General features: G+C 39.3%; 20 protein-coding genes and 10 pseudogenes. 19 read left to right on the forward strand and 11 right to left on the reverse strand.

Features of this window, described 5'->3' with window-relative positions; all coding sequences use genetic code 11:
* The first annotated feature begins 51 nt into the window (after nt 1–51).
* The 9 genes and pseudogenes from NYZ99_RS15755 to NYZ99_RS15795 all read left to right on the forward strand — a co-directional run bounded on the left by NYZ99_RS15755 (nt 52) and on the right by NYZ99_RS15795 (nt 8,032).
* A pseudogene (locus NYZ99_RS15755) lies at nt 52–2,539 on the forward strand (zinc-dependent metalloprotease).
* 171 nt (nt 2,540–2,710) lie between these two features.
* A complete protein-coding gene (locus NYZ99_RS15760; RefSeq protein ID WP_260572237.1) occupies nt 2,711–2,890 on the forward strand; it encodes a hypothetical protein in 180 nt (59 codons plus the stop codon).
* Nucleotides 2,891–3,633: 743 nt separating this feature from the next.
* Nucleotides 3,634–4,074 (forward strand): hypothetical protein, encoded by a 441-nt coding sequence (locus NYZ99_RS15765; RefSeq protein WP_260572238.1) that lies wholly within the window; start codon nt 3,634–3,636, stop codon nt 4,072–4,074.
* A 426-nt stretch (nt 4,075–4,500) separates the two neighbouring features.
* On the forward strand, nt 4,501–4,782 hold the full coding sequence (locus NYZ99_RS15770; RefSeq protein ID WP_260572239.1) for a hypothetical protein: 282 nt from the start codon (nt 4,501–4,503) through the stop codon (nt 4,780–4,782).
* A 39-nt stretch (nt 4,783–4,821) separates the two neighbouring features.
* Entirely contained in the window at nt 4,822–5,748 is a 927-nt protein-coding gene (locus tag NYZ99_RS15775; protein ID WP_260572240.1) for an NAD(P)-dependent alcohol dehydrogenase, read from the forward strand.
* Between the two features lie 406 nt (nt 5,749–6,154).
* Nucleotides 6,155–6,940: an adenylate/guanylate cyclase domain-containing protein gene (locus tag NYZ99_RS15780; RefSeq protein WP_260572241.1), complete on the forward strand. Its 786-nt coding sequence runs from the start codon at nt 6,155–6,157 to the stop codon at nt 6,938–6,940.
* Nucleotides 6,941–6,956: 16 nt separating this feature from the next.
* Entirely contained in the window at nt 6,957–7,292 is a 336-nt protein-coding gene (locus tag NYZ99_RS15785; RefSeq protein ID WP_260572242.1) for a DUF6090 family protein, read from the forward strand.
* A 4-nt stretch (nt 7,293–7,296) separates the two neighbouring features.
* The gene (locus tag NYZ99_RS15790; protein WP_260572243.1) at nt 7,297–7,722 is read left to right on the forward strand and encodes a hypothetical protein; all 426 of its coding nucleotides are present in this window, start codon (nt 7,297–7,299) and stop codon (nt 7,720–7,722) included.
* Nucleotides 7,723–7,795: 73 nt separating this feature from the next.
* Complete coding sequence (locus NYZ99_RS15795; RefSeq protein WP_260572244.1) at nt 7,796–8,032, forward strand: DUF1059 domain-containing protein; 237 nt, start codon at nt 7,796–7,798, stop codon at nt 8,030–8,032.
* A 5-nt stretch (nt 8,033–8,037) separates the two neighbouring features.
* Here NYZ99_RS15795 and hemL read toward each other — a convergent pair whose 3' ends face one another.
* The 4 genes from hemL to NYZ99_RS22170 form a co-directional block, all read right to left on the reverse strand.
* The gene (gene hemL / locus NYZ99_RS15800) at nt 8,038–9,318 is read right to left on the reverse strand and encodes a glutamate-1-semialdehyde 2,1-aminomutase (RefSeq protein WP_260572245.1); all 1,281 of its coding nucleotides are present in this window, start codon (nt 9,316–9,318) and stop codon (nt 8,038–8,040) included.
* Between the two features lie 88 nt (nt 9,319–9,406).
* Complete coding sequence (locus NYZ99_RS15805) at nt 9,407–10,159, reverse strand: glycoside hydrolase family 73 protein (RefSeq protein ID WP_338039053.1); 753 nt, start codon at nt 10,157–10,159, stop codon at nt 9,407–9,409.
* Nucleotides 10,156–10,623, reverse strand: coding sequence for a 1-aminocyclopropane-1-carboxylate deaminase/D-cysteine desulfhydrase (locus NYZ99_RS22165; RefSeq protein WP_338039054.1), 468 nt, complete (start codon nt 10,621–10,623; stop codon nt 10,156–10,158). Before NYZ99_RS22165 ends, NYZ99_RS15805 begins: the two co-directional genes overlap by 4 nt.
* Nucleotides 10,614–10,895, reverse strand: coding sequence for a hypothetical protein (locus NYZ99_RS22170; protein ID WP_338039055.1), 282 nt, complete (start codon nt 10,893–10,895; stop codon nt 10,614–10,616). Before NYZ99_RS22170 ends, NYZ99_RS22165 begins: the two co-directional genes overlap by 10 nt.
* 734 nt (nt 10,896–11,629) lie before the next feature.
* On the opposite strand from NYZ99_RS22170, the gene NYZ99_RS15820 reads away from it, so the two are divergent.
* A complete protein-coding gene (locus tag NYZ99_RS15820; protein ID WP_260572247.1) occupies nt 11,630–11,788 on the forward strand; it encodes a C1orf53 family protein in 159 nt (52 codons plus the stop codon).
* A gap of 71 nt (nt 11,789–11,859) precedes the next feature.
* Nucleotides 11,860–12,420: pseudogene (locus NYZ99_RS15825) on the forward strand (DUF4136 domain-containing protein); the annotation flags it as partial.
* Between the two features lie 73 nt (nt 12,421–12,493).
* On the opposite strand, the gene NYZ99_RS15830 reads toward NYZ99_RS15825, so the two are convergent.
* Nucleotides 12,494–12,958 (reverse strand): Lrp/AsnC family transcriptional regulator, encoded by a 465-nt coding sequence (locus NYZ99_RS15830; RefSeq protein WP_260572248.1) that lies wholly within the window; start codon nt 12,956–12,958, stop codon nt 12,494–12,496.
* Between the two features lie 174 nt (nt 12,959–13,132).
* Between NYZ99_RS15830 and NYZ99_RS15835 the strand changes: the two are divergent.
* Nucleotides 13,133–14,891: pseudogene (locus NYZ99_RS15835) on the forward strand (aromatic amino acid hydroxylase).
* On the opposite strand, the pseudogene NYZ99_RS23235 reads toward NYZ99_RS15835, so the two are convergent.
* The 3 genes and pseudogenes from NYZ99_RS23235 to alaS all read right to left on the reverse strand — a co-directional run bounded on the left by NYZ99_RS23235 (nt 14,875) and on the right by alaS (nt 19,128).
* Nucleotides 14,875–15,486 (reverse strand): annotated as a pseudogene (locus tag NYZ99_RS23235) (DUF4230 domain-containing protein). The pseudogenes NYZ99_RS15835 and NYZ99_RS23235 overlap by 17 nt on opposite strands.
* A 159-nt stretch (nt 15,487–15,645) precedes the next feature.
* Nucleotides 15,646–16,461 (reverse strand): GSCFA domain-containing protein, encoded by an 816-nt coding sequence (locus NYZ99_RS15845; RefSeq protein ID WP_338039056.1) that lies wholly within the window; start codon nt 16,459–16,461, stop codon nt 15,646–15,648.
* 51 nt (nt 16,462–16,512) lie between these two features.
* A pseudogene (gene alaS / locus NYZ99_RS15850) lies at nt 16,513–19,128 on the reverse strand (alanine--tRNA ligase).
* A 104-nt stretch (nt 19,129–19,232) separates the two neighbouring features.
* Between alaS and NYZ99_RS15855 the strand changes: the two are divergent.
* The 7 genes and pseudogenes from NYZ99_RS15855 to NYZ99_RS15885 all read left to right on the forward strand — a co-directional run.
* A pseudogene (locus NYZ99_RS15855) lies at nt 19,233–20,205 on the forward strand (M23 family metallopeptidase); the annotation flags it as partial.
* A 6-nt stretch (nt 20,206–20,211) separates the two neighbouring features.
* Nucleotides 20,212–20,541 (forward strand): MerR family transcriptional regulator, encoded by a 330-nt coding sequence (locus tag NYZ99_RS15860; RefSeq protein WP_125222500.1) that lies wholly within the window; start codon nt 20,212–20,214, stop codon nt 20,539–20,541.
* A 68-nt stretch (nt 20,542–20,609) separates the two neighbouring features.
* Nucleotides 20,610–21,208, forward strand: a pseudogene (locus NYZ99_RS15865) (LemA family protein).
* Nucleotides 21,209–21,217: 9 nt separating this feature from the next.
* Nucleotides 21,218–21,654: pseudogene (locus tag NYZ99_RS15870) on the forward strand (TPM domain-containing protein).
* Nucleotides 21,635–22,418 (forward strand): annotated as a pseudogene (locus NYZ99_RS15875) (TPM domain-containing protein). The pseudogenes NYZ99_RS15870 and NYZ99_RS15875 overlap by 20 nt, the downstream one beginning before the upstream one ends.
* A gap of 80 nt (nt 22,419–22,498) precedes the next feature.
* Nucleotides 22,499–22,732 (forward strand): hypothetical protein, encoded by a 234-nt coding sequence (locus tag NYZ99_RS15880; RefSeq protein WP_260572249.1) that lies wholly within the window; start codon nt 22,499–22,501, stop codon nt 22,730–22,732.
* Nucleotides 22,696–22,935: a hypothetical protein gene (locus NYZ99_RS15885; RefSeq protein WP_260572250.1), complete on the forward strand. Its 240-nt coding sequence runs from the start codon at nt 22,696–22,698 to the stop codon at nt 22,933–22,935. Before NYZ99_RS15880 ends, NYZ99_RS15885 begins: the two co-directional genes overlap by 37 nt.
* Before the next feature lie 45 nt (nt 22,936–22,980).
* Here NYZ99_RS15885 and der read toward each other — a convergent pair whose 3' ends face one another.
* From der to NYZ99_RS15900, 3 genes and pseudogenes are all read right to left on the reverse strand, one after another.
* Complete coding sequence (der, locus tag NYZ99_RS15890) at nt 22,981–24,285, reverse strand: ribosome biogenesis GTPase Der (RefSeq protein ID WP_260572251.1); 1,305 nt, start codon at nt 24,283–24,285, stop codon at nt 22,981–22,983.
* A 73-nt stretch (nt 24,286–24,358) separates the two neighbouring features.
* Nucleotides 24,359–25,243, reverse strand: a complete 885-nt coding sequence (gene era / locus NYZ99_RS15895) for a GTPase Era (protein WP_260572252.1) — start codon at nt 25,241–25,243, stop codon at nt 24,359–24,361.
* Nucleotides 25,230–26,595: pseudogene (locus NYZ99_RS15900) on the reverse strand (alanine/glycine:cation symporter family protein). The gene era and the pseudogene NYZ99_RS15900 overlap by 14 nt, the downstream one beginning before the upstream one ends.
* Between the last annotated feature and the right edge of the window lie 44 nt (nt 26,596–26,639).

The raw sequence follows: 26,639 nt of genomic DNA on the forward strand, positions 1-26,639 counted from the left end.
TTAAATTAATTTTTCAGTTCTTTGATAAATTGACCAAATTCCAAAAATTAAATGAGTAAAAAGTTACTGTTTCCGCTACTTACAGCGGTATGTTTGTTTAGCTTCCACACTACGGAGGCCCAAATTTTCAAAAAGAAAAAAAAGAAGACCGAAACAGCCGCGGAAAAGCCCAGTAAGGATAAAATTCAGCCGTACGATAAGGTCATTACCAAAGAGGCCAAAACAGATGAGGGTCTATTCCATGTTCACATTGTGGACGATAAGCACTACTATGAAATTCCTGATTCTCTGTTCAATAGGGAAATGTTGATGGTGAGCCGAATCGCAAAAACGGCCTCACAAATTGGTTTTGGTGGTGGAAAAATAAATACCCAAGTACTTAGATGGGAAAAAAAGGACAAGAAAGTTTTGTTACGTGTGGTTAGCCACGATGTGGTAGCTGCCGACTCACTTCCCGTACATGAGGCCGTTGTTAATTCAAATTTTGAACCGGTATTGTACGCTTTTGATATAAAAGCCTACAAGAAAGATTCTATCAGCCCGGCAACCGTTATCGAGATAGATGACATCTTTACCAAAGACACCAAACCCTTTGGTATGCGAGAATCCTACAGAAAACGATATAAGGTTTCTCGTTTGGATGATAGCAGGAGCTTTATAGAAAGTATCAAAAGTTATCCATTAAATGTGGAGGCCGGACATGTAAAAACCTATTTAGCCGGAGACCCTCCTAGCAATGGAAGTTTAGGGTCTATATCCATAGAAATCAATAATTCCATGGTACTCCTACCCAAGGAACCTATGAAAAGGCGCTATTTTGATAGAAGGGTCGGGTGGTTTGCCGGAGGACAGGTGGATTATGGATTGGACGCACAGCAGAGCAAAACGATCACTTTCTTGGATCGCTGGAGATTAGAAGTGAAAGATGAGGATTTGGAAAAATTCAAGAACGGTGAGCTTGTAGAGCCAAAAAAACAGATTGTCTATTATGTAGACCGAGCGACTCCAAAGCAATGGGTGCCCTACATAAAAAAGGGAATAGAGGACTGGCAAGTGGCCTTTGAGGAAGCTGGTTTTAAAAATGCCATCATTGCCAGGACCCACCTACCCCTGAAGAAGATCCGGAGTAGTCCCCGAAGATGTTCGATATTCAGTAGTACGGTATTTAGCCTCTCCAATCCCCAATGCGAACGGACCGCACGTAAGTGACCCCCGAAGTGGAGAAATATTGGAATCCGATATCAACTGGTACCATAATGTAATGAGCTTATTACGTAATTGGTTTTTTGTACAGACCGCGGCCATAAATCCGTCTGCCCAAGGTGTAGAGTTTGATGAGGAGGTGATGGGTAGGCTGATCAGATTTGTCTCTTCCCATGAAGTTGGACATACGTTAGGTTTACCCCATAATATGGGAAGTAGCGTTGCTTATCCTGTAGATTCCCTGCGTTCTGCAAGCTTTACTAAAAAGTATGGCACCGCACCATCCATAATGGATTATGCCCGTTTTAACTATATAGCACAACCGGGAGATGAGGGAGTCGCGCTGATGCCGGATATTGGTGTTTATGATAAATATGCCATAAAATGGGGTTATAAGCCCATTTTGGACAAGTCGGCGAAAGAGGAGAAACCAGTTTTGGACCAGTGGATTTTAGAACATGCTGGTGATCCCCTTTATAGGTTTGGACATCAACAAGTTGGAGATATAGTGAATCCAAGTTCCCAAACGGAGGATTTGGGGGACAATGCCATTAAAGCCAGTGAATATGGTATTGCCAATCTAAAAAGAATTGTTCCCAAATTAATTGAGTGAACCAAAGAAGACGGTAAAAACTATGACGACCTTGAAACGCTTTACGGTCAGGTGATCGCTCAGTATAACCGCTACATGGGCCATGTGTCCAACAATATTGGAGGGGTCTATGAGTATCATAAAACTTATGACCAAGAGGGTGCCGTCTATACCCATGTTGACGCCGAACATCAGGAAAATTGTATGGAATTCATTCAGAAACAGTTGTTCCAAACACCTGAGTGGCTATTAGATCAGGATATTTTTGGTCGAATACAATATTCCGGTTTTGTGGAACGTATCCGTTCTATACAAGAACGTACGCTGAACAATATGATGAGTCTTGGAAAAATGGCTCGTTTGGTCGAAAACGAAGCTGCCAATGGAACAAATGCATACACCCTAGTAGAAATGATGGACGACCTTAGACAAGGAATCTGGTCAGAATTGCGCTCCGGAAGAAAGATTGATACTTACAGAAGAAACCTTCAGAAAGCGCATATAGACCGTTTAGCCTATTTAATGACCGCTGAGAACCAGGATAAGTTATCAGACTTTGGTGGCTATAGGAAGTCAACAAAAGTAAATACGAGTCAATCCGATATACGTTCGGTAGCTAGGGCGGAATTGAACATCGTAAAAAGGGATGTCAGAAATGCCGTTGGCCGTACTTCGGATAGAATGAGCAGGTATCATTTACAGGATGTAGAGCAGAGAATTGACCACATTTTAAATCCTGAGTAAAATTTGTGATTTTAGCTATTGTCGATGAAATGATAAAAAGATCCGATGAAAATATTCGTTTTACTACATAAAGGGGTTATTTGCCATCAAAAAAAGTCCATTTCACAACAATACGAGTTTTTGTACGTTCATATTTTATAGCTTAGGATCAGAATTAAAAACCCCCACATCATGAATAATAAACTCAAAAGCCTAATTTATTTAAGTTGCTTTGTAATAGCAGCCGTATTTTATCATTTTCAAATGAACGAGCAATCCAATCAATTGCTTCCCAAAAATGAGGAAATGGCCAAAGCGGATATCGTTGTAGAACCCTTTACAGAAAATATGGCTACCGATGCCGTACAATAAGAAACTAACAATATGTTATGAAAGCGCAACCATATCAGTTGCGCTTTTTTTGTGTCCATGCATTTATAAATGACCCTTAAAATACGATTCTTACCGATAAATTCGTTTGATATATTCGGAGCAAAAGATTTTAAGTAATAGAATTTTACAAACATGAGAAAATTATTCTGTCTCGGCGATATTTTTGATTGGCACTTCAATCATAGCACAACGTAACGTAAAAAAGGAAAGCGAGGCATTAGAAACCCCATACACCCAGGAACAAGCTGCTATTTTACATTCTGAGAGTTTGGCAATTGCCCTAGACTTAGGACCTGGGCAAAAAAATAGGATAAAGAATCACCTAATAAAATCCATGTCAAATCCAAAAAATGAATATAAAAACAAAATTCAAAATAGGGGCCATCGTGTTTCATCCACCAAAATTGGTAAGCGAGATGAACTTCGGATAACCATAAAAAGGAGATGAAAAGTATACTGACCGATGAACAATACAGAAAATGGGAGAAGTTGAAAAAGCCGGCTGTAATTTATGGTGACGAAGAAGAATCGACAAAAGAAACTATAGTCAAAAATTAATGTTTCTAAGCTCAAAATGAATCGAAGACCCAATTTAATAAGAGGGTCTTTTTTATTTGGTTTAAACAGAATTACTAAGTTAAAATACTATTAAAAGCCAAATAGACTTTAAACCTTTCCCATTCAAGACGGTCTTATCTACAAAATCCATAAAAAATAAAGCAATGAAAAAAGTAATAATGACGGCCATTTTGTTAATCGGCATTTCCGCCATGGCTCAGGATCATAATAGAAAAGAAGGTAGAGGAAACAGGCACATGAAAGATTTGACCCCTGAACAAATGGCAACACTACAGACCAAAAGAATGACCTTGGCCTTAGACCTTACGGAGGACCAACAATCCAAAATACAAGCTTTATTCACCAAAAATGCGGCCGAAAGAAAGGCTAAAATGGAAGCTCATAAAGCGAGAAAGGAAAGTGGAGAAACCCTAACAGATGATGAAAAGTTCGCGTTGCGGAATGAACGTTTGGACCAACAAATTGCACAAAAGGAGGAGATGAAATCCATTCTAGACGATACTCAATATTCTAAATGGGAAAAAATGCGCCAAAAAAGGGGGAAACACAGAAAAGGAAAAGACCGCAAACCAAAGGCGGAATAAAATAGGTTGTTTAGTTAGTTGATTGTTAGGAAAAGACCTTGCTTTGAAAGCAGGGTCTTTTCTTTTTCATTAATATCAAAAAAATCCAATCTACTGTTCAATGATAAAATTTGATCAAAATGGGTAACAAACCAAGATAAGTTACGACCTATTTTTAAGCATTCATTAATCAACTAATCAAACAAGCATGATATTCAAGGGAAAAAATAAGTTCGGGTAATTATTGGAGTACTACTTTTTACTTCCGTATGTATTCTTTGGGAATACATCAACGGTGGTGTAATAACCCATAATTTACTGGCAAGGGAAGATTTACCCGGTATTACTAACTGGTGGGGTTTATTGACCGTACCAATATTAACTTGGATATGCTTGTCAATAACTTCCAAACGGTTGGAAAAGAGTAAGGAAACCCAGAAAAGTATATTGAACCGGTTTTTGGCGGCATTGATTTTTGGAACTGTAGCTTCCTTGTTATGGGAATTAGATTTTGATGAAATCCTTCGTTTCTATATCCTTTTGCCCTTTTTCATTGCTCTTTTTAAACCTTTGTATTTGCCTGAGCATTTATTGGGTTTCGTAATTGGAATGGTTTTTACCTTTGGAGGCATACTACCTATCTTGGTTGGTACAGTGATACTCATTGGATGCTATTTGGTATATAAAACCGCTATGGGATTTAAATCATTATTTATCCAAAGGAATTGACCTTTACTTCCCTTGATTTAAATTCATTAATATTAAACTATGAAAGCTATAGTCTGCCCTAAATATGAATTTCTGGAGGTATTAAAAATAATAACCTTAAAAAAACCTGAACCGGACAGTAATGATATACTGATAAAAGTAATGGCAACTGCGGTCAATTCGGCGGACGATAGGATTAGAGGTCTTAAGATTAATGGAATAATGAAAATAATAATGCGCTTTGTCCTTGGTTTTACCAAACCTCGAAAACCAATTTTAGGTACGGTTTTTTCTGGTATAGTTGAGACCGTGGGTAATAAAGTCAACACATATAAGGTGGGCGACAAAGTGTTTGGCACAACGGGCTTAAAATTCGGCACCAATGCAGAATACATCGTCGTAAAAGAAAAGGGTACTCTTATCAAAGCGCCAAAAAATGCATCATTTGAGGAGGCCGCTGCCATAATTTTTGGTGGGCAGTCCGCCATTTATTTTTTGGAGAAGGCAAGAATTGAAAACAAACCGAATGCAAAAGTACTTATATACGGAGCAACCGGTTCCGTAGGTACAGCAGCCGTTCAAATTGCCAAATCGTACAATGCCAATATTACAGCGGTTTGCAGTACTCGTGGTAAGGATCTTATGGAGCGTTTGAATGTTTCTGAAATAATTTTCTACGACCAAGGTGATTTTGACCAACATACGACCAAATATGATATAGTTTTCGATGCTGTGGGCAAGGCTTCGAAAAAACATTGTAAATCCTTATTAAAGCAAGGTGGTGTTTTTAAGACCGTTGAAGGTCCGGAAGTTGCTTCAGAATCAAAAGAGCAATTGAAAAAACTGAAGGAACTTTTTGAAGCGGGATGTTTCGACGCCGTCATCGACAAGATTTTCCCGATGGACAAAGTAGTTGAAGCCCATCGCTATGTGGAACAAGGCCAAAAAAAGGGAAATGTCGTACTCAGGATTGCACAAAAAGAGTAAAACTATTATTGATGGTACCCTATAGACCCCATTTACCAAGAATTATTAAATTGGTATGGATTACATTCTAATACCCACCGAACCTTAAAATAACTGAAATTGCTTTCCTATAAGACCAAGCGAAAACTTAGTAAAATTCTCTCTTTTGGTGTTATCTCGGACACTCTTGGGCTGGCTGTTCTTATTTATTGAACAAACTGCCATCCTCGGGGTTGGGGCTTCCCAAAAAGAGGCGATCCGGATAAATTTCCCAGTTTTCATTTTTGCAAGTGTGGCCGTTTTCTTGGTCGGTTCATTTGTGGGGTTTCTAGAAATAACATTATTGAACAGGTTATTTACGCATAAGCCCTTCTACAAAAAAGTCCTCTTCAAACTCATTTTTTACCTAGTTCTCTTTTCCTTGATTATGATGGTATTATATCCCATTGCATCCAGTATTGAACTGCGGGTTCCTTTGTTCTCTTCCCTCATTTGGCAACGCTATTTGGATTTTTTATCCAGCACAGTCCATTTTAGTACTTTGGTACAGCTGGCGGCGTCATTGTTTATTTCTTTAATCTATGCCGAGATAAGTGATAATTTGGGACACGGAGTTTTACTAAACTTTATCGTTGGAAAATACCATCGACCAAAGGAAGAACATCGAATCTTTTTATTTACAGATATGAAGGATTCCACTTCAATTGCAGAAAAATTGGGAACCAAGAAATATTTTTTCTTTTTAAGGGATTACTATAATTCCTTGGAGGATGCCATTATTAAATACGGAGGGGACGTTTATCAATATATAGGCGATGAAATCGTAATCACCTGGGAATACGCTACTGGAATCAAAAAAAACAACTGCCTTCATACTTTTTTCGAAATGAAAAGTGCCTTGGAGGCAAAATCGGATTTCTTCCTAAACACCTATGGATTTGCTCCTCAATTTAAGGGGGGGATGCATTTTGGGGAAGTAACCACTGGAGAGATCGGGGCTCTTAAAAAAGAAATTGTTTTTACGGGCGACATATTGAATACGACTGCAAGAATACAAGGGGCTTGCAAAAAATATAATACTGACTTTCTTGTTTCCTATACAATGAATAAAGGTTTTCAAATGGACAACCGTTTTAAATTTTCGGAAATTGGGGAAGTTGCCCTTAGGGGAAAAGAGGAAACTTTGACCTTGGTAAAAGTAGAACTAACATAACCATAGCTTTTTACTAATGATAAAATTCTTTAGAAAAACAAGACAAAAACTACTTGCTGAAAAAAAATTAGGCCGATATCCGGCGTATGCCATAGGTGAAATCGTTTTGGTAGTTATAGGAATATTGATCGCACTAGCCATCAACAACAAAAACCAAAGAAACATAGATTACCAAAATGAAAAAACTTATTTACTAGGGCTAAAAGAGGAGTTCAATACCAATAAATATAAACTGACAGAACTTATGGCTGTAAATAAAGCCAATATAGAAGCTACTCGAGAAATATTGGAACTTATTAACCTTAAGGACTCCGTGCCTCCGAGAGATGGAATTTTCGAGATTATTATATAATTCAATGGTATCCGATATTGCCTTTGACGCGAACAACTCCTTTTTAAACGAGATTATCAATTACGGCAGTCTTAAAAAAATTTCCAACCCAAAATTAAGGATTATGCTTACCAACTGGGTAGCTACTTTAGAGGACGTAACTAGGCAGGAAAGAGACCTAGGACTACATAGGGAAAATGTGTTGAAAATGTTTAGAACCAATGAATATAGCTTAAAGACAGTTTTTCACCTTACAGGCATTAATACAGAATTGGGACTCTCAGATGTTGAGTCCGGTTTTAAAAGCAACCTTGACTTGTTGTCCTCCATAGAATTTGAGAACAAAATGCTCTTGTTTTTGTCCACAAGCCAAGCCACGGAGGAAGCACATTACGCACCCTTAATGAAATTTATAGATACAATTTTGAATACCATTACTGCTGAATTATAAGAAAACAACAAGAACATATAATGAGCGTGTTTCTTAACGAACGTGATCTTGTGGGTTCATCAAATTTTTACCAATGAAAACAATGACATGCAAACAACTAGGTGGTTCCTGCGAACAAAAGTTTCAGGCAGAAACATTTGACGAAATGTCGGAATTGAGTAAAAAACACGGTACAGAAATGTTTTTAAAAAAAGATGAGGCACATCTAAAAGCCATGGAGAAAATGAAGGCTCTTATGCAATCAAAAGAGGATATGCAAAAATGGTTTGAAACCAAAAGAAAGGAATTTGATTCCTTACCTCATGATTAGTGTGCCTATAATGCTATTTTCCCGACCGCTTCAATAGTTTCATCCAAGTCTTCGTAGGACAAGGCATCATTTAGAAAATAACTTTCAAATGCCGAGGGGGGCAGATAAATTCCTTGGTCTAGCATACCATGAAAATACTTTTTAAAGGTATCATTATTTCCCTTGGCTGAAGTGGCAAAATCTATGACTGGGTGATCCGTAAAATGCACCGAAATCATGCTGCCAAACCGATTTATTTGATACGGAAGCCCCTTTTTATCCAATGCCTTGGACAACCCAACATGCAGATGCGCAGTCTTTTCCTGAAGACTTGTAAAAACTTCCGGATTGTTGTTAAGTTCTGTCAACATCGCCAATCCTGCACTCATTGCCAATGGGTTACCACTTAACGTACCTGCCTGATAAACCGGTCCCTCAGGAGCTAAATGGCCCATAATTTCATTACTCGCGGCAAAGGCTCCTACAGGCAGTCCTCCGCCAATAACCTTACCAAAGCACAAGATATCAGCTTTTATACCCAAGGCTTCCTGAGCACCTCCCCTACCAAGCCTAAACCCTGTCATTACCTCATCGAAAATCAAAAGAATATCGTTTTGTGTACAGAGTTCCCTTAGCCCATGAATAAAACCATCAGTAGGAATAATACATCCCATATTCCCAGCTACTGGCTCAATAATAACGGCTGCAATTTCACCCTGGTTCACTTTAACCAAATTGGCCACACTTTCCAAATCATTATAAGATGCCAATAACGTATCCTTTGCCGTTCCTTGGGTAACCCCAGGACTATTGGGACTACCAAAAGTTACGGCCCCACTGCCTGCCTGGATTAAAAAAGAATCCGAATGGCCATGGTAACATCCCGCAAACTTTATGATTTTATCTTTACCTGTATACCCTCTCGCCAATCTAACGGCGCTCATACAAGCTTCCGTTCCACTATTTACAAACCGAATTTTATCGATATTGGGCACCATAGAAACAGCCAGTTTCGCCAGGTCAGTCTCAATTTCGGTGGGCATACCAAAAGATGTTCCTCTTTTGGCCTTATCGATTATGGCATTTAAAACGGGTTCATAAGCATGTCCTAAAATCAATGAATCCCAAGATGCGATATAATCAATATACCTGTTGTCATCCTCATCACACAAATAGGCACCTTTGGCTTCTTTCACAAAAATCGGGTCGCCACCTACCGCCTTAAAGGCTCTAACAGGGGAGTTTACACCACCAGGAATATATTGTTTTGCCTCGGCAAAGAGCGCACTGCTTCTTTTATAAATCATCCTTTATTTGTTTACGGAAGTGGATTTGACCAAAAGTTTTTGACCTATGGAAAGTCCGGAATCATTAAGATTGTTCATTCGCATCAACTCATCCACAGATACATAATACCTTCTCGGAAAGAGAATAAAGCGTATCCCCCTTTTTTACAATGTGAACGGCATCATTTTCAGTAATAACAACCCTGTCGTCATCATAACCAGTATCCAAAACACCACCATCATAGGTATATAATTGATGCTTTTCAATCAGATAAATCAGTTTTTGAGGATAGCGTTTGTCGGTAGCATAACCGGCCTTTCTAAGGCCGTGGGCCCATTTTCTATAATCTGTAGGCCTATAATCGAAAAGGAAGGCGTAGCGACTCCTAGTAGTTAAGAAAATACTATGATCCCTAAAGGAGTACATGGGATGGTTGTATTTTCTAAAACATTCTCCCTTGGCATCATCATCGTGAAAATCATAATCTCCTTCCCACCCGGTATGACATTTTATTCCGAAGTGATTATTGGTCTTTAGTGCCAATTCGCCCTTTCCATAACCGCTTTCGAGAAGGCCCTGTGCTAGAGTAATACTTGCGGGAATACCGTAGGCCTTCATTTCCAGTTGGGCAATGTCTGAAAATGTTCGAATGTATTCTTCAATGGTCTCTATTCTAAATTTTACAAACTTACCGGAGTCTTCGGGCATTGAAGTATCCCTAGTGGATAAAGGTTCTCCTTTAGTTTTTCTGCTCTCTGCGCGAACATTTTCGGTTCTCAACTTATCAGAGTATGCCTTTTTGGATTTACATCCAACTGCACCAACGATCATCAATAAGAGTACAATGATTTTTATTCTCATATATCCAACAAAGGTAAATTTTTCTTTCGCAATACTTCGTTCATTCCCTGTATACCCTGTAATCCCCCTGTATGTATTGCCAATATTCGTGTTCCAGGGGCAAAATTATCATTCTTGATCATTTCTAACAACCCAAACATCATTTTTCCAGTATAGATGGGATTCAATGGAATACCCGTTTGTAATTTGAATTCATTTATAAATGCTACGAGTTCTGTGCTAATTTTAGCATAACCCCCAAAATGATACTTGGAACAGAGTCTCCAATTTAGTTTGCCTGTAAGATTTTTAATATTGTCCTCCAAAAAATCCCCCTTTAAAACAGGAAACCCTAAAATTTGTTGATTATTGTTGGATGCATTAATCAATCCCGCAATTGTACCTCCCGTGCCCACACAAACTGAGATAATATCAAAGTCCTTATCCGTGCTCTCAAGAATTTCCTCACAGCCCTTTATGGCCAAAGTATTGGTACCCCCTTCGGGACTATGTAAAAATTACCGAATTCATCGTGTAAAGACTCTAAAAAGTCAAGATTCTCCTTTTTTCTGTAGGTTTCCCTACTTACAAATTTGAAACGCATCCCATCTTCATAAGCCCTTAGAAGTGTGGGGTTCTGTCGCCAACTATCGACCAGTTCTTCACCCCTAATGATTCCGACGACATCCAAGTCGTGATTTTTAGCTGCTACGGCTATGGCGGCAATATGATTGGAAAATGCACCACCGAAGGTCAACAATTTAGTATTCCCGGATTGTTTGGCTTCCTTTAAATTGTACTTTAATTTTCGATACTTGTTCCCCGAAACTAACGGATGAATTAAATCCTCACGTTTTATGGCAAGAACAACTTGCTTTTCCTCTAAAAGAGGGAGTTCGGATATTGATTTTCACTCTGCAAATTGCTTATTATTTATGAAAAAGATATTTCATAAAACTAAAGGGCCTTCTATTTATTAAATAATCGGATTTCCGCTCGTTCATGTAGGCTTCTCGCTCGAAACTTAGATTCTGATATGCCCTGTATGTATCCGGATAAAGAACAGACCTCACCAACCACTCTAAAATGTAAAAAATATAAAAAGGTAGAATCAAGAGTTCCTGTTGCTGTCTTAGATGAATTTTTTCGTGGTTAATCAATTCCTTATCGTTCTTAAGTTTATGATTTTTTAGAAATATAAAGGGCCAAAGGGAGAGACCAACATAATTTCTGTAGAAGAAGTGCTTAAAAACCAATATCATAGACAGGAAAATTCTCTTTTACCCAAAGATACTTTTAAAAAAGTAACACCAAAAAAGGACTTGACTTTTATTGCCAACAATTATACCAATATGCCCTGATCATGCTAAAACCCCATTAAACATGGATCTATAATTGTTAACGGCTGTGTGTTATCAACAGAAATATTCTAATTTTATCTCAGGCAAATCCTATGCTATAGCCTATTTAAATGAAAGATTTACTCGGTGAATGAAAAAAATTATTCCTATTGAAGAAGGAGATTATTACTGGTCGGATGAGGGGTATAGGGTGTTTACACCTCAATACCATCTAAAAAGAGGATACTGTTGCGAAAGTGGTTGTAGGCATTGTCCATATGGTTACAACGTTAAAACCAACAAGCAATAGCGGGCCATTCGGCATGATTTTTGAGACTACATCAGTAGAGAATTAACTCCTTAAATAAAAAATTGATTGCTATGAAAAACTTTAAATTCCTATCTCTAATCGCTTTGGTATTAGTGGTACTGAGCTCTTGCTCCTCGGTTAGGGTACTCTCCGATTATGACCAAAAGGCCAATTTTAACGAATATAAATCCTACGCTTTTTACAAAACAGGTATCGACAAGGCACAAATTTCAGACTTGGACAAAAAGAGAATCCTGCACGCCATTGAAGATGAAATGTCTTCTAGAGGATTTGTGAAATCTGAAAACCCCGATTTGTTGATCAGCATCTTCACCAAGGAACAAGAACGTGTAGATGTATACAATAACAACTTCGGCTGGGGCTGGGGAGGAGCTTGGGGCTGGGGACCAGCATGGGCTTGGGGTCCAGGTTGGGGCTGGGGCTGGGGACCTAGCGTGAGTACCCGTACTCAAGGATCTCTTTATATTGACTTAATTGATACCAAAAACAAAGAGTTGGTGTGGCAAGGAAAAGGAGAAGGAACCTTGGCCAATACCAATAACATTGAAAAGAAAGAACAGAGAATTAAGGAGTTTGTTTCGCAGATATTGGAGCAATACCCCCCTAACTCGGTAGCTTCCGAGATAGGAATTATTTCTTTTTTTAACCAAAGCCTTTCCTATCATCAATGCTGGAAAGGCTTTGTTATAGTAATGGGAAATGTTGGCTATTTTTTGCCTCATTTAATACAAAGGCACTCTTTACGGCCCCAATATTAGGAAGGGTAGCTATCCTTGTTTTTGCAAATTCATAATAGGCATCCGGATTTTTTACAGTGATTTTTAATAGAAAATCAAACTCTCCACCTACCACATAACACTCCGTTACTTCATTGAAGAGGGCAACATTTTCCAAAAAATTGTCCATTAGACTACCTTTTTGGGCATCCAATGAAACAAAGCTGAATACCGTAATACTAGGTTCAATTTTTGTAGTGTCTAAAACCGCTTTATAATTCTTGATAAACCCTTCTGTTTCCAAACGTTTAATTCGCTCATAAACGGGTGTCTTGGTCATTCCCAATTGGTCCGCTATAGATTTGGCCACTGCTTTGGCATCATTTTCCAAAATTCTCAAAATCTGCCTGTCTATGCTATCTAATTTTTCCATAATACTTTTTCCTCCGAGTAGCTGTTCAAATTCATTTAAAAACAAATTTTTTCCTAAATATTATTTAAATAAAAGGAATAATATCCTTTAAATATAAATTTAACAGATAAATAAAACTATATTATTTAACTTTAATAGAATCCCAAATTAGAAATCAATATCAGTTAGAAGCTTATGAGTTACGAAAGCAACCCTATCCTTGACAAACTTCCCAAGCATTTAAAGCAGTATATCAAACCACAGCATTATGAGCATTATACGGCCATCAATCAAGCGGTTTGGCGTTATGTAATGCGAAAGAATGTTGATTACTTAAGTAAAGTGGCCCATGATTCCTATACCAATGGGTTGAAAAAAACGGGGATTTCCATAGAAAGTATACCAAATATGTATGGAATGAATCGTATTCTAAAAGATTTGGGTTGGGCTGCCGTTGCAGTTGATGGATTTATTCCTCCCGCCGCTTTTATGGAGTTTCAGGCTTATAACGTTTTGGTTATTGCTTCTGACATCAGACAACTTGAGAACATAGAATATACCCCGGCACCGAGATATAATCCATGAGGGAGCCGGCCACGCGCCAATTATTGCAAACCCTGAATATGCCGCCTACTTGAGAAGATTCGGTGAAATTGGAAGTAAAGCCATCTCAAATGCCAAGGATTTTGAACTCTATCAAGCGGTTAGGCGATTATCCATTATCAAGGAAGCTAAAGGTACGACACAGAAAGAAATTGAGGAGGCCGAAAATTTGGTGGAACATCTTCAAAAGAATATGGGAGAACCCAGTGAAATGGCCCTAATTAGAAACCTACATTGGTGGATCGTAGAATATGGGCTTATTGGAACTCGGAAAATCCAAAAATATATGGTGCAGGGCTTTTATCAAGCATTGGTGAAAGTGCTTGGTGTATGACGGATAAGGTTAAAAAAGTACCCTATTCATTGGAAGCTGCACATACTTCATTTGATATTACGCAACCCCAACCACAACTGTACGTAACGCCGGATTTTGCTTTTTTAAGTCAGGTTTTGGAAGATTTTGCAAACACCATGGCGCTTAGAACAGGTGGGTTAAGCGGACTTCAAAAACTAATTGATTCAAGGGATTTGGGAACGATTGAACTTAGTACTGGATTACAGGTCTCTCGGAAATTTTGAAAGCCTTATTGCCCATGACGGGGAACCCATCTACTTTCAAACCGTTGGAAAGTCGGCCTTGGCATACAGGGAAAAGGAATTGGTTGGCCAGGACACCCATCAACATGAAACCGGATTCGGTTCTCCGGTGGGTAGACTAAAAGGTATCAATATAGCTATCGAGGATATGGGCCCCGGAGATCTTAAAGCATATAATATCTATGAAGGGAATGACGTCTCCTTGGATTTTGAAGGCGGAATCAACGTGAGTGGCACAATTGTAACCGGAACTAGAAATCTACAGGGGCAAATTATTCTGATCACTTTTGAAAACTGCAGAGTCACATATGATGGACGGGTACTGTTTGAGTCGAAAGATTCACTTTACAATATGGCTATCGGGGAGCGGATAGTTTCCGCCTACCACGGATCGGCAGACCTCAAAAGTTTTGATTTGATAGACCATCAATTGAGTAGTTCCCAAGCAGAGCCTCAAGGTAATCAATCTAGTGAACTGGAAAGTCTTTACCAGCAAATAAGGGACTTCAGGAACGGAAAGAACACCACCATATCTAGAAACAAGGTCTTTAATGAACTAAAAAACAGATATCCAAACGATTGGTTACTCCCTGTTGAATTATTTGAATTGGCCGTTGGAAATCAGGATTTGAATTTTGCCAAGGAAATAAAAGAGCATTTACATTCCATAAAACTAGAAAATCCTAAATTGGGCCATTTAATAGATGACGGCGTTGGGTTGGTGGAAAAGCAATTTTCTAATGTGCCACAGTGAAATCGCTGGCTGATTCAATGTTTCTGTCCTGATATACCAACGTCCAACCCATACTACTGGTGAGTACATAAAATTTTTGAAGCTCACTTAACAATCTATTTTGTGCATTTGATTTTAGACTAGAAGCCTCCACTTTTTTTATCAATGAGTTCCGAACATTACGCTTGATGGTATTATAATCCCCAGCATCGAATTGATTTAGATAATCTGCGGTAACATCATAATATTCAAAATCAGGGTTTAGTTTAATTTCCGGTTACGGGATACTTGTAATTCTAAGGGTTTTGTTTGGCTCGTCGAGCTCAAAGGAAACATTACTCAAGTCATAAGAAATACTTACATCGGCGTTCACTACTACCAATGCCTTCTTTTCCGCAGTCAACAAAGGATCAAAAAGCTCTTTTGAATCCTTGTAATTGTACACTTCAGCAAAATGACCCTCAGTTACGATAAGTTTAGACACATTTTCAATTTGCTTTTGAATAAGTAGGGAATTTTCTTCCAAAATGGCCTTGTCCGCTTTGCCATCTCCACAGGACTTAACAATAAATACAACCGTCAAAGTAATTAGAACACCAGCAACAAAACGTCTCATGAAGGATAATTATCAAAAATCATAAAGGGGTATCTCCATTTAATATACGCAATTTTTTGCCAAAGAGATTTTAGGAATTTTTGATGGGCCTCTGATTTTGCATCGAATGGTCTATGTGCCAACCCTTTTTGAATTTCATCTACCTTCGTCATTGTGTCATCAGCTTTTTCCGAAATCCGAGACCTCACTAAACCTTTCCCGGATATAATCTATGGCCAAGGCATTAGGGTGCACCATGTCCTCTTTATAGAAACGGTAATCCCTAAGCTCATCCATCATAATTTCATAACTAGGAAAATACACCACGCCATGTCCTCCGGCACTAGATTCGGAATCAATTACATTGTGAATCGCAGCTATCAAATTGGATTTACTTCGTTGGTTTTCAACAAATCCACCCTTTAAATGCCGAACCGGGGAAATGGTGAAAATGATTTGGGCTTGTGTATTTATGGTACGGATCGCCACTACCATATTATTTATGGAAGTCAAAATCTCACCTTCATTTAACAGTACTTTTTGAAATTCCCGTTGCGGAACCTTATGACAGTTGGCTACAAATAAACCATTTTCTATATGCCTATAGACCCAAGCGGTACCCAGGGTAATTGTAATGTGAGAAGCTTCCTTTAAAAATTGATTGGTTTTCAAAACCGCACTATTCAAACGATGCAACAACTCTTCCTTTTGCCCTGAACTTAATTCCGAATGTGCATCGAAACAATGCCAGCGTCCATTAAGTTCAAAAATATCATCTTCTGAATATTTATATAATTGGGTTGTCCTTTTAACAAGATTTTCGATGGACAAGGGGTGAAAAAGGATTCCAAATGGATTTTGCAAAGTTTGGAACTTATAATATTGCAATTTAGCGCCAATATTCTTGGAAAAACAAGACCCCAATATCAAAACTCTACTGGAATAATCAATTGGCTTATTCGTCTTAGATAAAGGTACCTTTGTCTGAAGTTTCATGAGCCTCTTTTAATCAATTATAGAACTATCCGTTTATTACATGAGCCCGTATCAAGCAAGATATTCCTTTGCTTTTTCAAGTGCCTCCGGAATACCTGCCGGATTTTTCCCTCCAGCCGTGGCAAAGAAAGGTTGTCCGCCCCCACCGCCTTGAATATACTTACCCAGTTCCCGAACAATGGTCCCAGCGTTCAAATTCTTCGCTGCCACCAATTCTTTTGAGATATAGCACGAAAGTAACGCCTTGCCATCTTGCTCCGTAGCGAAAAGCAAAAATAGATCGGTTTGGTTTTGACCCATTTCAAAACTAAGGTCTTTGATGCCAGCGGCATCCAAATCCAGCTTTTTAATTAGATAGCGTATCCCGCTTTTCTCCTGCAGTTCCTTTAGCAGATCTCCCTTTAAGTTTTTTGCTTTGTCCTTCAGTAGGGCAGCAATCTGTTTCTTTAAATCGGCATTTTCCTCCTGCAAGTTGGTTACCGCTTTTAGTGCATCCTGAGGATTTCCTAGAATACCATTAATTTCGTTTAATGATCGATTACTCTCGGCATAAAAATCTTTCACCGCATCACTTGTTATGGCCTCTATTCTTCGGATTCCGGCTGCGACCGCACCTTCCGATTTAATCTTAAAATGCCAAATATCCCCCGTATTTTTTACGTGGGTTCCCCCACACAATTCAATGGACTTCCCAAAACGAATGGTCCTAACGGCATCTCCATATTTTTCACCAAACAGTGCCATTGCCCCATTATCCATCGCTTCCTTTATAGGAACGTTTCGTTGCTCCTCCAAAGGAAGCTGGCCCGCTATTCTCGCATTGACGAATGACTCTACCGCATCCAATTCTTCCCTTGTCATTTTTGAAAAATGTGAGAAGTCAAATCGTAAATATTTGGAATGAACGGCCGATCCTTTCTGTTCCACATGCGTTCCCAAGATTTCGCGCAATGCCTGATGCAACAAATGGGTGGCCGTATGGTTGGCTTCGGTCCGTTGACGTTGCTTGCTGTCCACGACCGCTTTAAAAGTCCCCTCGAGTTTTTTAGGAAGATTTTTTGCGAAATGAACAATTTCATTGTTCTCCCTTTTCGTATCCACAATGTAAACCACATCACCGTCGGGCGATTCCAAGTAACCTTTATCACCTACTTGACCGCCACCTTCCGCATAAAAAGGGGTTAGATTAAAAACCAATTGATACTGTTCTCCCTGCTTTTTTGACTCAATTTTTCTAAACTTTACAATACGCACATCGGCATCCAATCGTTCGTAACCCACAAATTCCTGCTCCATATCGGATTGTAATATTTCCCAATCTCCCTTTGAAGTTTCGGAAGCCTTTTTGGAACGAGTCTTCTGTTCCTGCATGGCAATATTAAATCCATCCTCATCCAAGGAATACCCTTTTTCGCTCAAAATTAAGGCGGTAAGGTCTATGGGGAATCCATATGTATCGTACAGTTCAAAAGCCTTCCTCCCATCTACTATTTTTTCGGTAGACTTCTCAATTATACTATCAAGAAGAACCAAACCTTGATCCAAGGTTTTCAAAAAGCTATGCTCCTCTTCTTTTATGACATTCTCTATTAATTGCTTCTGCTCGGACAATTCGGGAAACGCCTCTCCCATACCTGCGGTAAGTACATTCACCAAACGATACATAAAAGGTTCTTTGGTGTTGAGAAATGTAAATCCATATCTGACCGCGCGGCGCAAAATCCTTCTTATCACATATCCCGCCCCCGTATTGCTCGGTAATTGACCGTCCGCAATAGAAAATGCCACAGCCCTAATATGATCGGCAATTACCCGGATGGCAATATCGGTTTGTTCTTTTTTCCCGTATTTGGCATCGGTAATTATTTCTATTTCCCTTATCAACGGGGTAAAAACGTCCGTATCGTAATTGGATTTGACCCCTTGCAACGCCATGCAAAGACGCTCAAAACCCATTCCGGTATCCACGTGTTTGGCCGGAAGGCTTTCCAAAGAACCATCTGCCTTACGGTTGTATTGCATAAAAACCAAGTTCCATATTTCCACGACCAAAGGATGGTCCTGGTTTACCAAACTTGCACCTGGGATTTCCTTTTTATCGGCATCGGAACGCAAATCCACATGGATCTCTGAACAAGATCACTAGGGCCCTTGGTCGCCCATTTCCCGTAAATTATCCTTCTTGTTTCCCATGATGATTCTATCCGCAGGAACAATTTTGCTCCATATAGCATATGCCTCATCATCCTTTCCTAAGGCATCGGCATCCTGACTTCCCTCAAAAACGGACACATACAGACTGTCCTTATCAATTTTGAATACCTCCGTCAACAATTCCCATGCCCAAGTAATAGCTTCCTCCTTAAAGTAATCCCCAAAGCTCCAATTGCCCAACATTTCAAACATGGTATGGTGGTAGGTATCCTTGCCCACTTCTTCCAAATCGTTGTGCTTACCACTAACGCGTAGGCACTTTTGTGTATCTACTACCCTTGTATTTTTGGGTTCGGTAATACCTAAGAAAAACTCCTTGAATTGGTTCATTCCCGCATTGGTAAAAAGTAAGGTTGGATCATCCTTTATGACCATGGGCGCAGAGGGTACAATTTTATGTTTTTTACCTTCAAAAAATGCTAAGAATTGCTTTCGTATTTCCTTGGAATTCATCTAAAATGCTAAGCTTTTACAAATTTTAACTGTTTGTAGAAAACAATTTTTATATTTGTTTGTTATGTTAAAAATAAACTACAAAAATAGGATAAAATCCCTTCATGTCTAAAGTAAAGTACTATTACGATCCGGATACGCTTTCCTATAGGAAAATTGAACCCGAAAAATCCAAGCGATACAGAAATATCGCCTTTTTCTTTTTGGGCTCTTTCCTTTTCGGGCTCCTTGGATTGATCTTACTTTTGAACACCAATATCATCAATACGCCACGTGAACTTTCCTTACAGAGGGAGGTAAAAAATTATGAACTTCAATTTGAACTCCTAAATAAAAAAATGGAACAAATTGAAGATGTTTTGGCCAATATTGAGGACAGGGACAATAATATCTACCGATTGTATTTTGAAGCTAACCCGATTCCCGAAGAACAAAGACGCGCAGGTTTTGGAGGTATTAACAGATATAAATCCTTGGAGGGTTTCAATAATTCTGAAATGGTCATTGCCACTACACAACGATTGGACATCATCAAAAAGCAAATGGCCATACAGTCCAAATCCTTGGACGAGATTACCAAATTGGCCGAAGAAAAAGAGAAACTTTTGATGTCCATACCTGCCATACAACCTATTAACAATGAAGACCTAACCCGTATGGCCTCCGGATATGGTTGGCGCTCCGACCCATTTACCAAAGCACGTAAAATGCATTATGGAATGGATTTTACCGCGCCTAAGGGCACGCCTATCTATGCCTCCGGGGATGGCCAAGTTACTAGGGCCGATAATAATTCATCCGGCTATGGAAAACATATCCGCATAGACCATGGTTATGGATATTTAAGTCTTTATGGACATTTGAGTCAATATAATGTAAAAAAAGGCCGGAGAGTAAAGAGGGGAGACCTTATCGGTTTCGTTGGTAGCACAGGCCGATCGGAGGCACCTCATTTGCATTATGAGGTTTGGAAGGACAATGACCGAATCAACCCTATTAATTTCTACTATGGTAGCTTATCTCCGAGAGGAATTTGAAAATATGTTGAAATACGCGAACCAAGAAAACCAATCTCTCGGATTAATGCAAGTAGAACTTCCTGAAAAAAGATATTATGGGATTGGCGAAGTGGCTCGGGCATTTGGGGTTAACACCTCCCTTATTCGATTTTGGGAAAAAGAATTCGATGTACTCCAACCCAAAAAAAATGCCAAGGGGAATAGGAAATTTACTCCTCAGGACATTAAAAATCTACAATTGATCTATCATTTGGTTAAGGAAAGGGGATTCACTTTAGATGGTGCCAAAATTCACTTGAAGGAAGAAAAACAAAAGACCCTTTCCAATTTTGAAATCATTCAAAAATTGGAACGCGTAAAGGCTGAGCTCATAAAAATAAAAGAACAGCTATAAAAAACGTAACAAAACTTTCCTTTTGTATACTAATTAAGTAACCATAATAAACACTAAAACTATTGACAATGAAAAAAGGATTAATTGCCATAATTATTCTTGGCGTACTTGCCTTTGGTATTTATCAATGGGCAGTTAGCTTTAACAACACAGCCATAGCCCTAAAAGAAACTTCGACCAAGACATGGGCAAATGTGGAAAGTGCTTACCAAAGAAGAAATGACCTTATCGGAAATTTGGTGAAAACCGTTCAAGGAGCGGCAGATTTTGAACGTGGTACCTTGACGGATGTTATCGAAGCAAGGGCAAAGGCCACCTCCGTAAACATTGACCCCACCAACATTACTCCGGAACAATTAGCAGATTTTAACCAGGCACAGAGCGGTCTGAGCAGCGCTTTGAGCAGGCTTTTGGTTACCGTGGAACGATATCCCGACCTTAAGGCCAATCAAAATTTTCTTGATCTTCAGTCCCAATTAGAAGGTACCGAAAACAGAATAAACGTAGCCAGGACTGTTTTAATGCCACGGTTGAACCATACAACCTTCACATCAAAAAGTTTCCAAACTCCCTGTTGGCAGGTATTTTCAACTTTGATGAACTGGCTTATTTCAAGGCCGAGGCTGGATCGGAACAAGCACCCGATGTGAATTTCGAATTCGAATAAAATAAAGCGATGTCCAAAGTAGAGGATTTTTTAACCCAAGCTGAAGAACAAGAAATTGTGAATGCCATATTGGAGGCGGAAAAGGATACTTCGGAGAAATTCGTGTACATATCGAGGCACATACAAGGGAAAATCACTATGACCGTGCCAAGGATATTTTCCATCTTTTGAAGATGGACAACACCAAAGAAGGTAATGGGGTTTTGATCTATGTTGCCGTACATGACAAGAAATTTGTCATTTGTGGGGACAAAGGCATTAATGAAGTAGTTCCTGAAGGTTTTTGGAACTCCACAAAGGATATTATTGAATCTCATTTTAAACAAGGGCATTTTAAACAAGGGTTGGTTGCTGGTATTATTGAAGCCGAAAAAGAACTCAAATCCCACTTTCCATGGCATCCAAACGACACAAACGAACTTAGCAATGAGATATCTAAAGGCTAGCCTTAGCTTTTTATTACTTTTTAGCTTCCTCCAGTTATGGAGTCAGTTTGAGATACCTCCTAAACCGGATTTACAAACCAGTGTTTACGACTACATAAACCTATTGCCCGCCGGACAAAAAAATGCGTTGGAGCAGAAATTGATCCGCTATTCCGACAGTACTTCCACACAAATAGTAATGGCCATCATTGCCAGTACCGAAGGAGAAAACATCAATTACCTGGGTGCACAATGGGGACAGCAATGGGGTATCGGGCAAAAGGGAAAGGACAATGGAATATTGGTAATTCTAGCAAGGGATGACCGTAAAATCGCCATAAATACTGGGTATGGTGTGGAAGGTTCGCTCACAGATGCAATGTCCCGTCGAATTATTGACAATATCATCATCCCGGAATTCAAAAAAGGGGATTATTATCAAGGTCTTAATTTAGGTGCGGATGCCATTTTTCAGGTTCTGAACGGTGAATTCAATGAAGAAAGGACCTTTGATGAAACGAACGGACCTCCACTTTCCTCCTTTTTACCATTCATCATTTTTCCTGGTCATACTTTTCATTCTATGGAGTCGCAAAGGCGGAAATAATGGTCGTGGGGGCAGAAGGCGTGGATTGAGCCCATGGGACGTAATCATCTTGAGCAATATGGGTAGAAGTGGCTCTTCAGGCGGTGGATTTGGTGGTGGCAGTTTTGGAGGAGGTGGCTTCAGTGGCGGATTCGGCGGTGGTGGATTTGGCGGTGGTGGTGCCTCAGGAGGTTGGTAAAACAATTCATCCATAAAGCAACCTATTAGAAGGTGTAACATCTACCTTATAAAATTGCCATTAAAAAATATCTTCTGCTATTGTTATGCTTTGGATTTGCAACAAGCTGTGAGGAAAGTACTGTTGATTGTAGTGCTGTTACCTGTCTTGGAACACCCATCTTTTTGTTTGAAATCCTCTCTGATGGGGAAAATGTTATTGAAAATGGTACTTACACCCTTGAAACTATCTCTGTTGATGGCACGGACTCCAACAGCTTTATTTTAGACATTGAAACTTGGCAAACTGGTTACGGGAAAAAACAGGTATTCTAATCGAGAATAAAAACTGGGAACCTAAAGTCTATGACCTCAATTTAAATTTAGCTTCGGACAGTACCATTCCCATTCAACTGGACATCGATTTAAGTGAGGCTGAAGGTTGTTGTGGAGGAATTCCTAGGGTAAGCGCTGTATTCATCAATGGGGAAATTCAATCACCTAATAACCGTACCTTTTTCACTATAGAAATAAACTAAAATCACTTCATCCAAATGTATCATGAGCGAAAAAGTTTATAGAAACTATTTCTTTCTCATAAATACGGTAATGGGCACCCCGGTAAAATTAAATTCTTCCCTAATCTTGTTTTCGAGATATCTTTTATAGGGTTCCTTTACATATTGCGGCAAATTGCAGAAGAAAGCAAATTGAGGATACGGGGTTGGGAGTTGCGTACAAAACTTGATTTTTACATACTTCCCTTTATGTGCGGGAGGAGGATAATTTTCAATCAAGGGCAGCATGACATCATTAAAGTCCCGAGTCTTAATTTTCTTGCTCCTATTTTCATACACCTCTACCGCCGTTTCAATCGCCTTGAAAATACGTTGTTTTGTCAATACTGAAATAAACAGAATAGGCACATCCGTGAAAGGCTCAATAGCCTTCTTTATTCTTTTCGTATATTCTTTTATAGTATTTGTCTCCTTGTCCTCCACCAAGTCCCACTTGTTGACCAAAATCACGATTCCCTTGTTATTTCTAGCAGCCAACCAAAAAATATTTTCCACCTGACCATCAAATCCACGAGTAGCATCCAACAGTAACAAACAAACATCGCAGTGCTCAATCGCCCTAACAGAGCGCATCACGGAATAAAACTCCAAATCTTCCTTTACCTTGGATTTTCTTCGAATACCTGCAGTATCTACCAAATTAAATTCAAATCCGAACCTATTGTATTTTGTGTCGATACTATCACGGGTAGTTCCTGCAATATCGGTAACGATATACCTTTCTTCTCCTATTAGGGCGTTGATAAATGAAGATTTGCCTGCATTGGGCCTTCCAACAACTGCAAATCTTGGAAGTTCGCTCTCTTCCTTTTCGGATTCCGGAAGTTTTTCCACCAAGGCATCCAACAGTTCCCCTGTTCCGCTACCATTTATACTGGATAAAGTATAAAAATCACCGAGCCCAAGTGAGTAAAATTCCACCGCATCTTCTTCGCGCATGGCATTATCTACTTTATTGACAGCTAGGAAGACCGGTTTGTTTATTCGCCTTAGAAGTTTGGCCACATCTTCATCCATTCCAGTCACACCCGTTTCCACATCGACCATAAAAATAATGGCATCCGCTTCCTGTATGGCAAGTTCTACCTGTTTATCGATTTCCCGCTCAAAAATATCATCGCTTCCAAGCACATAGCCTCCGGTATCGATTACGGAAAATTCCTTTCCGTTCCAGTCGCTCTTCCCATAATGACGGTCTCGGGTAACACCACTTACCGCATCAACAATAGCCTCCCTGCGTTGAATCAACCGATTAAAAAAAGTTGATTTACCTACATTTGGCCTTCCCACAATGGCAACAATAGCACCCATAGTTTAGATTTGGCGCAAAGGTAAGGTAAACTCTTATAATTGATCCGAGAGGGTCTTAAATTATAAAGGATTTCTAATTATTATAGCCGAAACGCTTTAATTGCCTAGTATCGCTGCGCCAATTTTTGTTCACCTTTACATAAAGCTCAATATGCACCTGCTTGTCAAAAAACTGTTCCAAATCCTTTCTAGCTTCCACACCCACTTTCTTCAAAGCACTGCCCTTATGCCCTATAATAATACCTTCTCGGGAATCCCTTTCCACCATAATTACTGAACGAATCCGAATAATTTCTTCATCCTCCAAAAACTCTTCCGTCTCTACCTCAACGGCGTATGGAATTTCCTTTTTATAATTCAATAATATTTTTTCCCTTATGGTCTCATTTACAAAAAAACGTTCGGGCTTGTCGGTCAACTGGTCTTTTGGGTAGTAGGGAGGTGATACAGGCAACAACTCCAGAATCCTTTCAAATACACCTTGAACATTAAAATTTTGAAGTGCCGAAATAGGGTGGATTTCTACCGAAGGAAGTAATTGCTGCCAATACTGAACTTGCTCCTCCAACAATTCCTGGCTAGCACCATCAATCTTGTTCAATAGCAATAGAACGGGTATTTTGGAATTTTTGATTTTGTTGAAGAACTGCTCGTCTTTTAAGGCTTTTTCACCTATTTCTACCATATATAAAAGTAGATCGGCATCTTCAAAAGCGGATTTCACAAAATCCATCATAGAAGACTGTAGGTCGTACGCAGGCTTAATAATTCCTGGTGTATCAGAAAGAATTACCTGAAAATCATCTCCATTGACAATTCCAAGTATACGATGCCTTGTTGTTTGGGCCTTTGATGTAATTATAGACAGTTTCTCTCCAACAAAAGCGTTCATTAGAGTAGACTTGCCCACATTTGGATTACCAATAATATTTACAAAACCCGCTTTATGCTCTTTCATTCCTTAATTTATCAAAATAGATTTTAGCAGCGGCATTCACCTTTGGTGCCAATAAAAGTACTGCTATCATATTGGGGATGACCATTAAGGCATAGGATAAATCGATGAGATTCTTCACCAATTCCAATGATGCAACCGCAGCAAAAACAATCATCACAACAAAATATACATTGTAAAATCTACCTATTTTGGCATTTGTCAAATACGACAGACATTTTACACCATAATAGGAGTACGTAAAGAGTGTTGATAAGGCAAAGGCAGATACAATAATCATCAACAATTCGTCCCCAAAACCAAACAGAGTCTTTTGAAATGCGTTCAAGGTCATCACTATTCCGCTACCTTCTTCCAAATAAGCCCCGCTGAGTATAATAACTACCGCGGTAAAGGTACATACCAGTATGGTATCTATAAACAGACCTAGCATCGCCACCAATCCTTCACGAATAGGCTCATCGTTTTTGGATTGTCCATGGTACATAGGTGCACTACCTAATCCTGCCTCATTGGAAAACATAGCCCTTCGAACACCTATGATTACAAGACCCCAAAACCCACCCGTAACTAGAGACTTAAAATTCCAGGCTTCCATAATAATCATCTTTAAAGAAGGTAATACCAGGGAAGCGTTCATGACCATAACCACTATTACGGCAACCAAATAAACCATTACCATAAATGGCACTATCGCGGTAGCTACCTTTGCTATTTTTTCTAGGCCTCCAAAAATGACAAAGGAACTTACAATAGCAAGCACAAATCCGATGGTCAACTTCCAATTAAAATCGCTCATTTCGGTTATAGTTTCGGAGGGATTGATTACACTCATAAACGTTTCCGTAAACTGATTTGCAGTAAAAACCCCCAAAAATCCAAAAAGTCCCGCCAAGGCGAAAAATACTGCCAATGGCTTATATTTCTTACCTAAACCTTTTGTAATGTAGAACATGGGACCTCCCTGTAAATGACCTTCCGAGTCCTCTCCCCTAAACATGATGGACAAACTACACGAGTAGAATTTTATACACATACCTATTAATGCTGTCATCCAAATCCAAAAAACAACACCCGGATCACCATCGTGAATGGCTATAGCTACACCTGAAATGTTACCCGGACCCACCGTAGCGGCCACTGCTGCAGATAGTGCCTGAAGCGAGCTTACGTCTCCCTTTGCATTAACATCATCGTACTTTCCTCCTGGTAATAGCAAGGGCATGTCCAAAAAAACGATAGGGAATCATTTTTGAATAGAGCATTAAGAATAATCCACCCCCGATCAAAAGAATGAACATAGGCCATTCCGTTCCTGAAATTGCCTTGACCAAAAAATCGTTTAACTGCTCCATATTTTCGAATGTAGCTATTTATCACGAAAATATCATTTTGAAAC

It is taken from the genome of Maribacter litopenaei (assembly GCF_025244665.1).
Taxonomy (GTDB): domain Bacteria; phylum Bacteroidota; class Bacteroidia; order Flavobacteriales; family Flavobacteriaceae; genus Maribacter; species Maribacter litopenaei.

What these genes read in the sequence shown, in the direction of transcription:
- NYZ99_RS15785 (WP_260572242.1), top strand. Translation starts at nt 6,957, where the DNA reads ATGATAAAATTCTTTAGAAAAACAAGACAAAAACTACTTGCTGAAAAA.
- era (WP_260572252.1), bottom strand. Translation starts at nt 25,243, where the DNA reads ATGAAAGAGCATAAAGCGGGTTTTGTAAATATTATTGGTAATCCAAAT.
- NYZ99_RS15820 (WP_260572247.1), top strand. Translation starts at nt 11,630, where the DNA reads ATGAAAAAAATTATTCCTATTGAAGAAGGAGATTATTACTGGTCGGAT.
- NYZ99_RS15795 (WP_260572244.1), top strand. Translation starts at nt 7,796, where the DNA reads ATGAAAACAATGACATGCAAACAACTAGGTGGTTCCTGCGAACAAAAG.
- NYZ99_RS15830 (WP_260572248.1), bottom strand. Translation starts at nt 12,958, where the DNA reads ATGGAAAAATTAGATAGCATAGACAGGCAGATTTTGAGAATTTTGGAA.
- NYZ99_RS15790 (WP_260572243.1), top strand. Translation starts at nt 7,297, where the DNA reads ATGGTATCCGATATTGCCTTTGACGCGAACAACTCCTTTTTAAACGAG.
- NYZ99_RS15760 (WP_260572237.1), top strand. Translation starts at nt 2,711, where the DNA reads ATGAATAATAAACTCAAAAGCCTAATTTATTTAAGTTGCTTTGTAATA.
- NYZ99_RS15805 (WP_338039053.1), bottom strand. Translation starts at nt 10,159, where the DNA reads ATGAGAATAAAAATCATTGTACTCTTATTGATGATCGTTGGTGCAGTT.
- NYZ99_RS15780 (WP_260572241.1), top strand. Translation starts at nt 6,155, where the DNA reads ATGATGGTATTATATCCCATTGCATCCAGTATTGAACTGCGGGTTCCT.
- der (WP_260572251.1), bottom strand. Translation starts at nt 24,285, where the DNA reads ATGGGTGCTATTGTTGCCATTGTGGGAAGGCCAAATGTAGGTAAATCA.
- NYZ99_RS15860 (WP_125222500.1), top strand. Translation starts at nt 20,212, where the DNA reads ATGCAAGTAGAACTTCCTGAAAAAAGATATTATGGGATTGGCGAAGTG.
- hemL (WP_260572245.1), bottom strand. Translation starts at nt 9,318, where the DNA reads ATGATTTATAAAAGAAGCAGTGCGCTCTTTGCCGAGGCAAAACAATAT.
- NYZ99_RS15775 (WP_260572240.1), top strand. Translation starts at nt 4,822, where the DNA reads ATGAAAGCTATAGTCTGCCCTAAATATGAATTTCTGGAGGTATTAAAA.
- NYZ99_RS15765 (WP_260572238.1), top strand. Translation starts at nt 3,634, where the DNA reads ATGAAAAAAGTAATAATGACGGCCATTTTGTTAATCGGCATTTCCGCC.
- NYZ99_RS15845 (WP_338039056.1), bottom strand. Translation starts at nt 16,461, where the DNA reads ATGAAACTTCAGACAAAGGTACCTTTATCTAAGACGAATAAGCCAATT.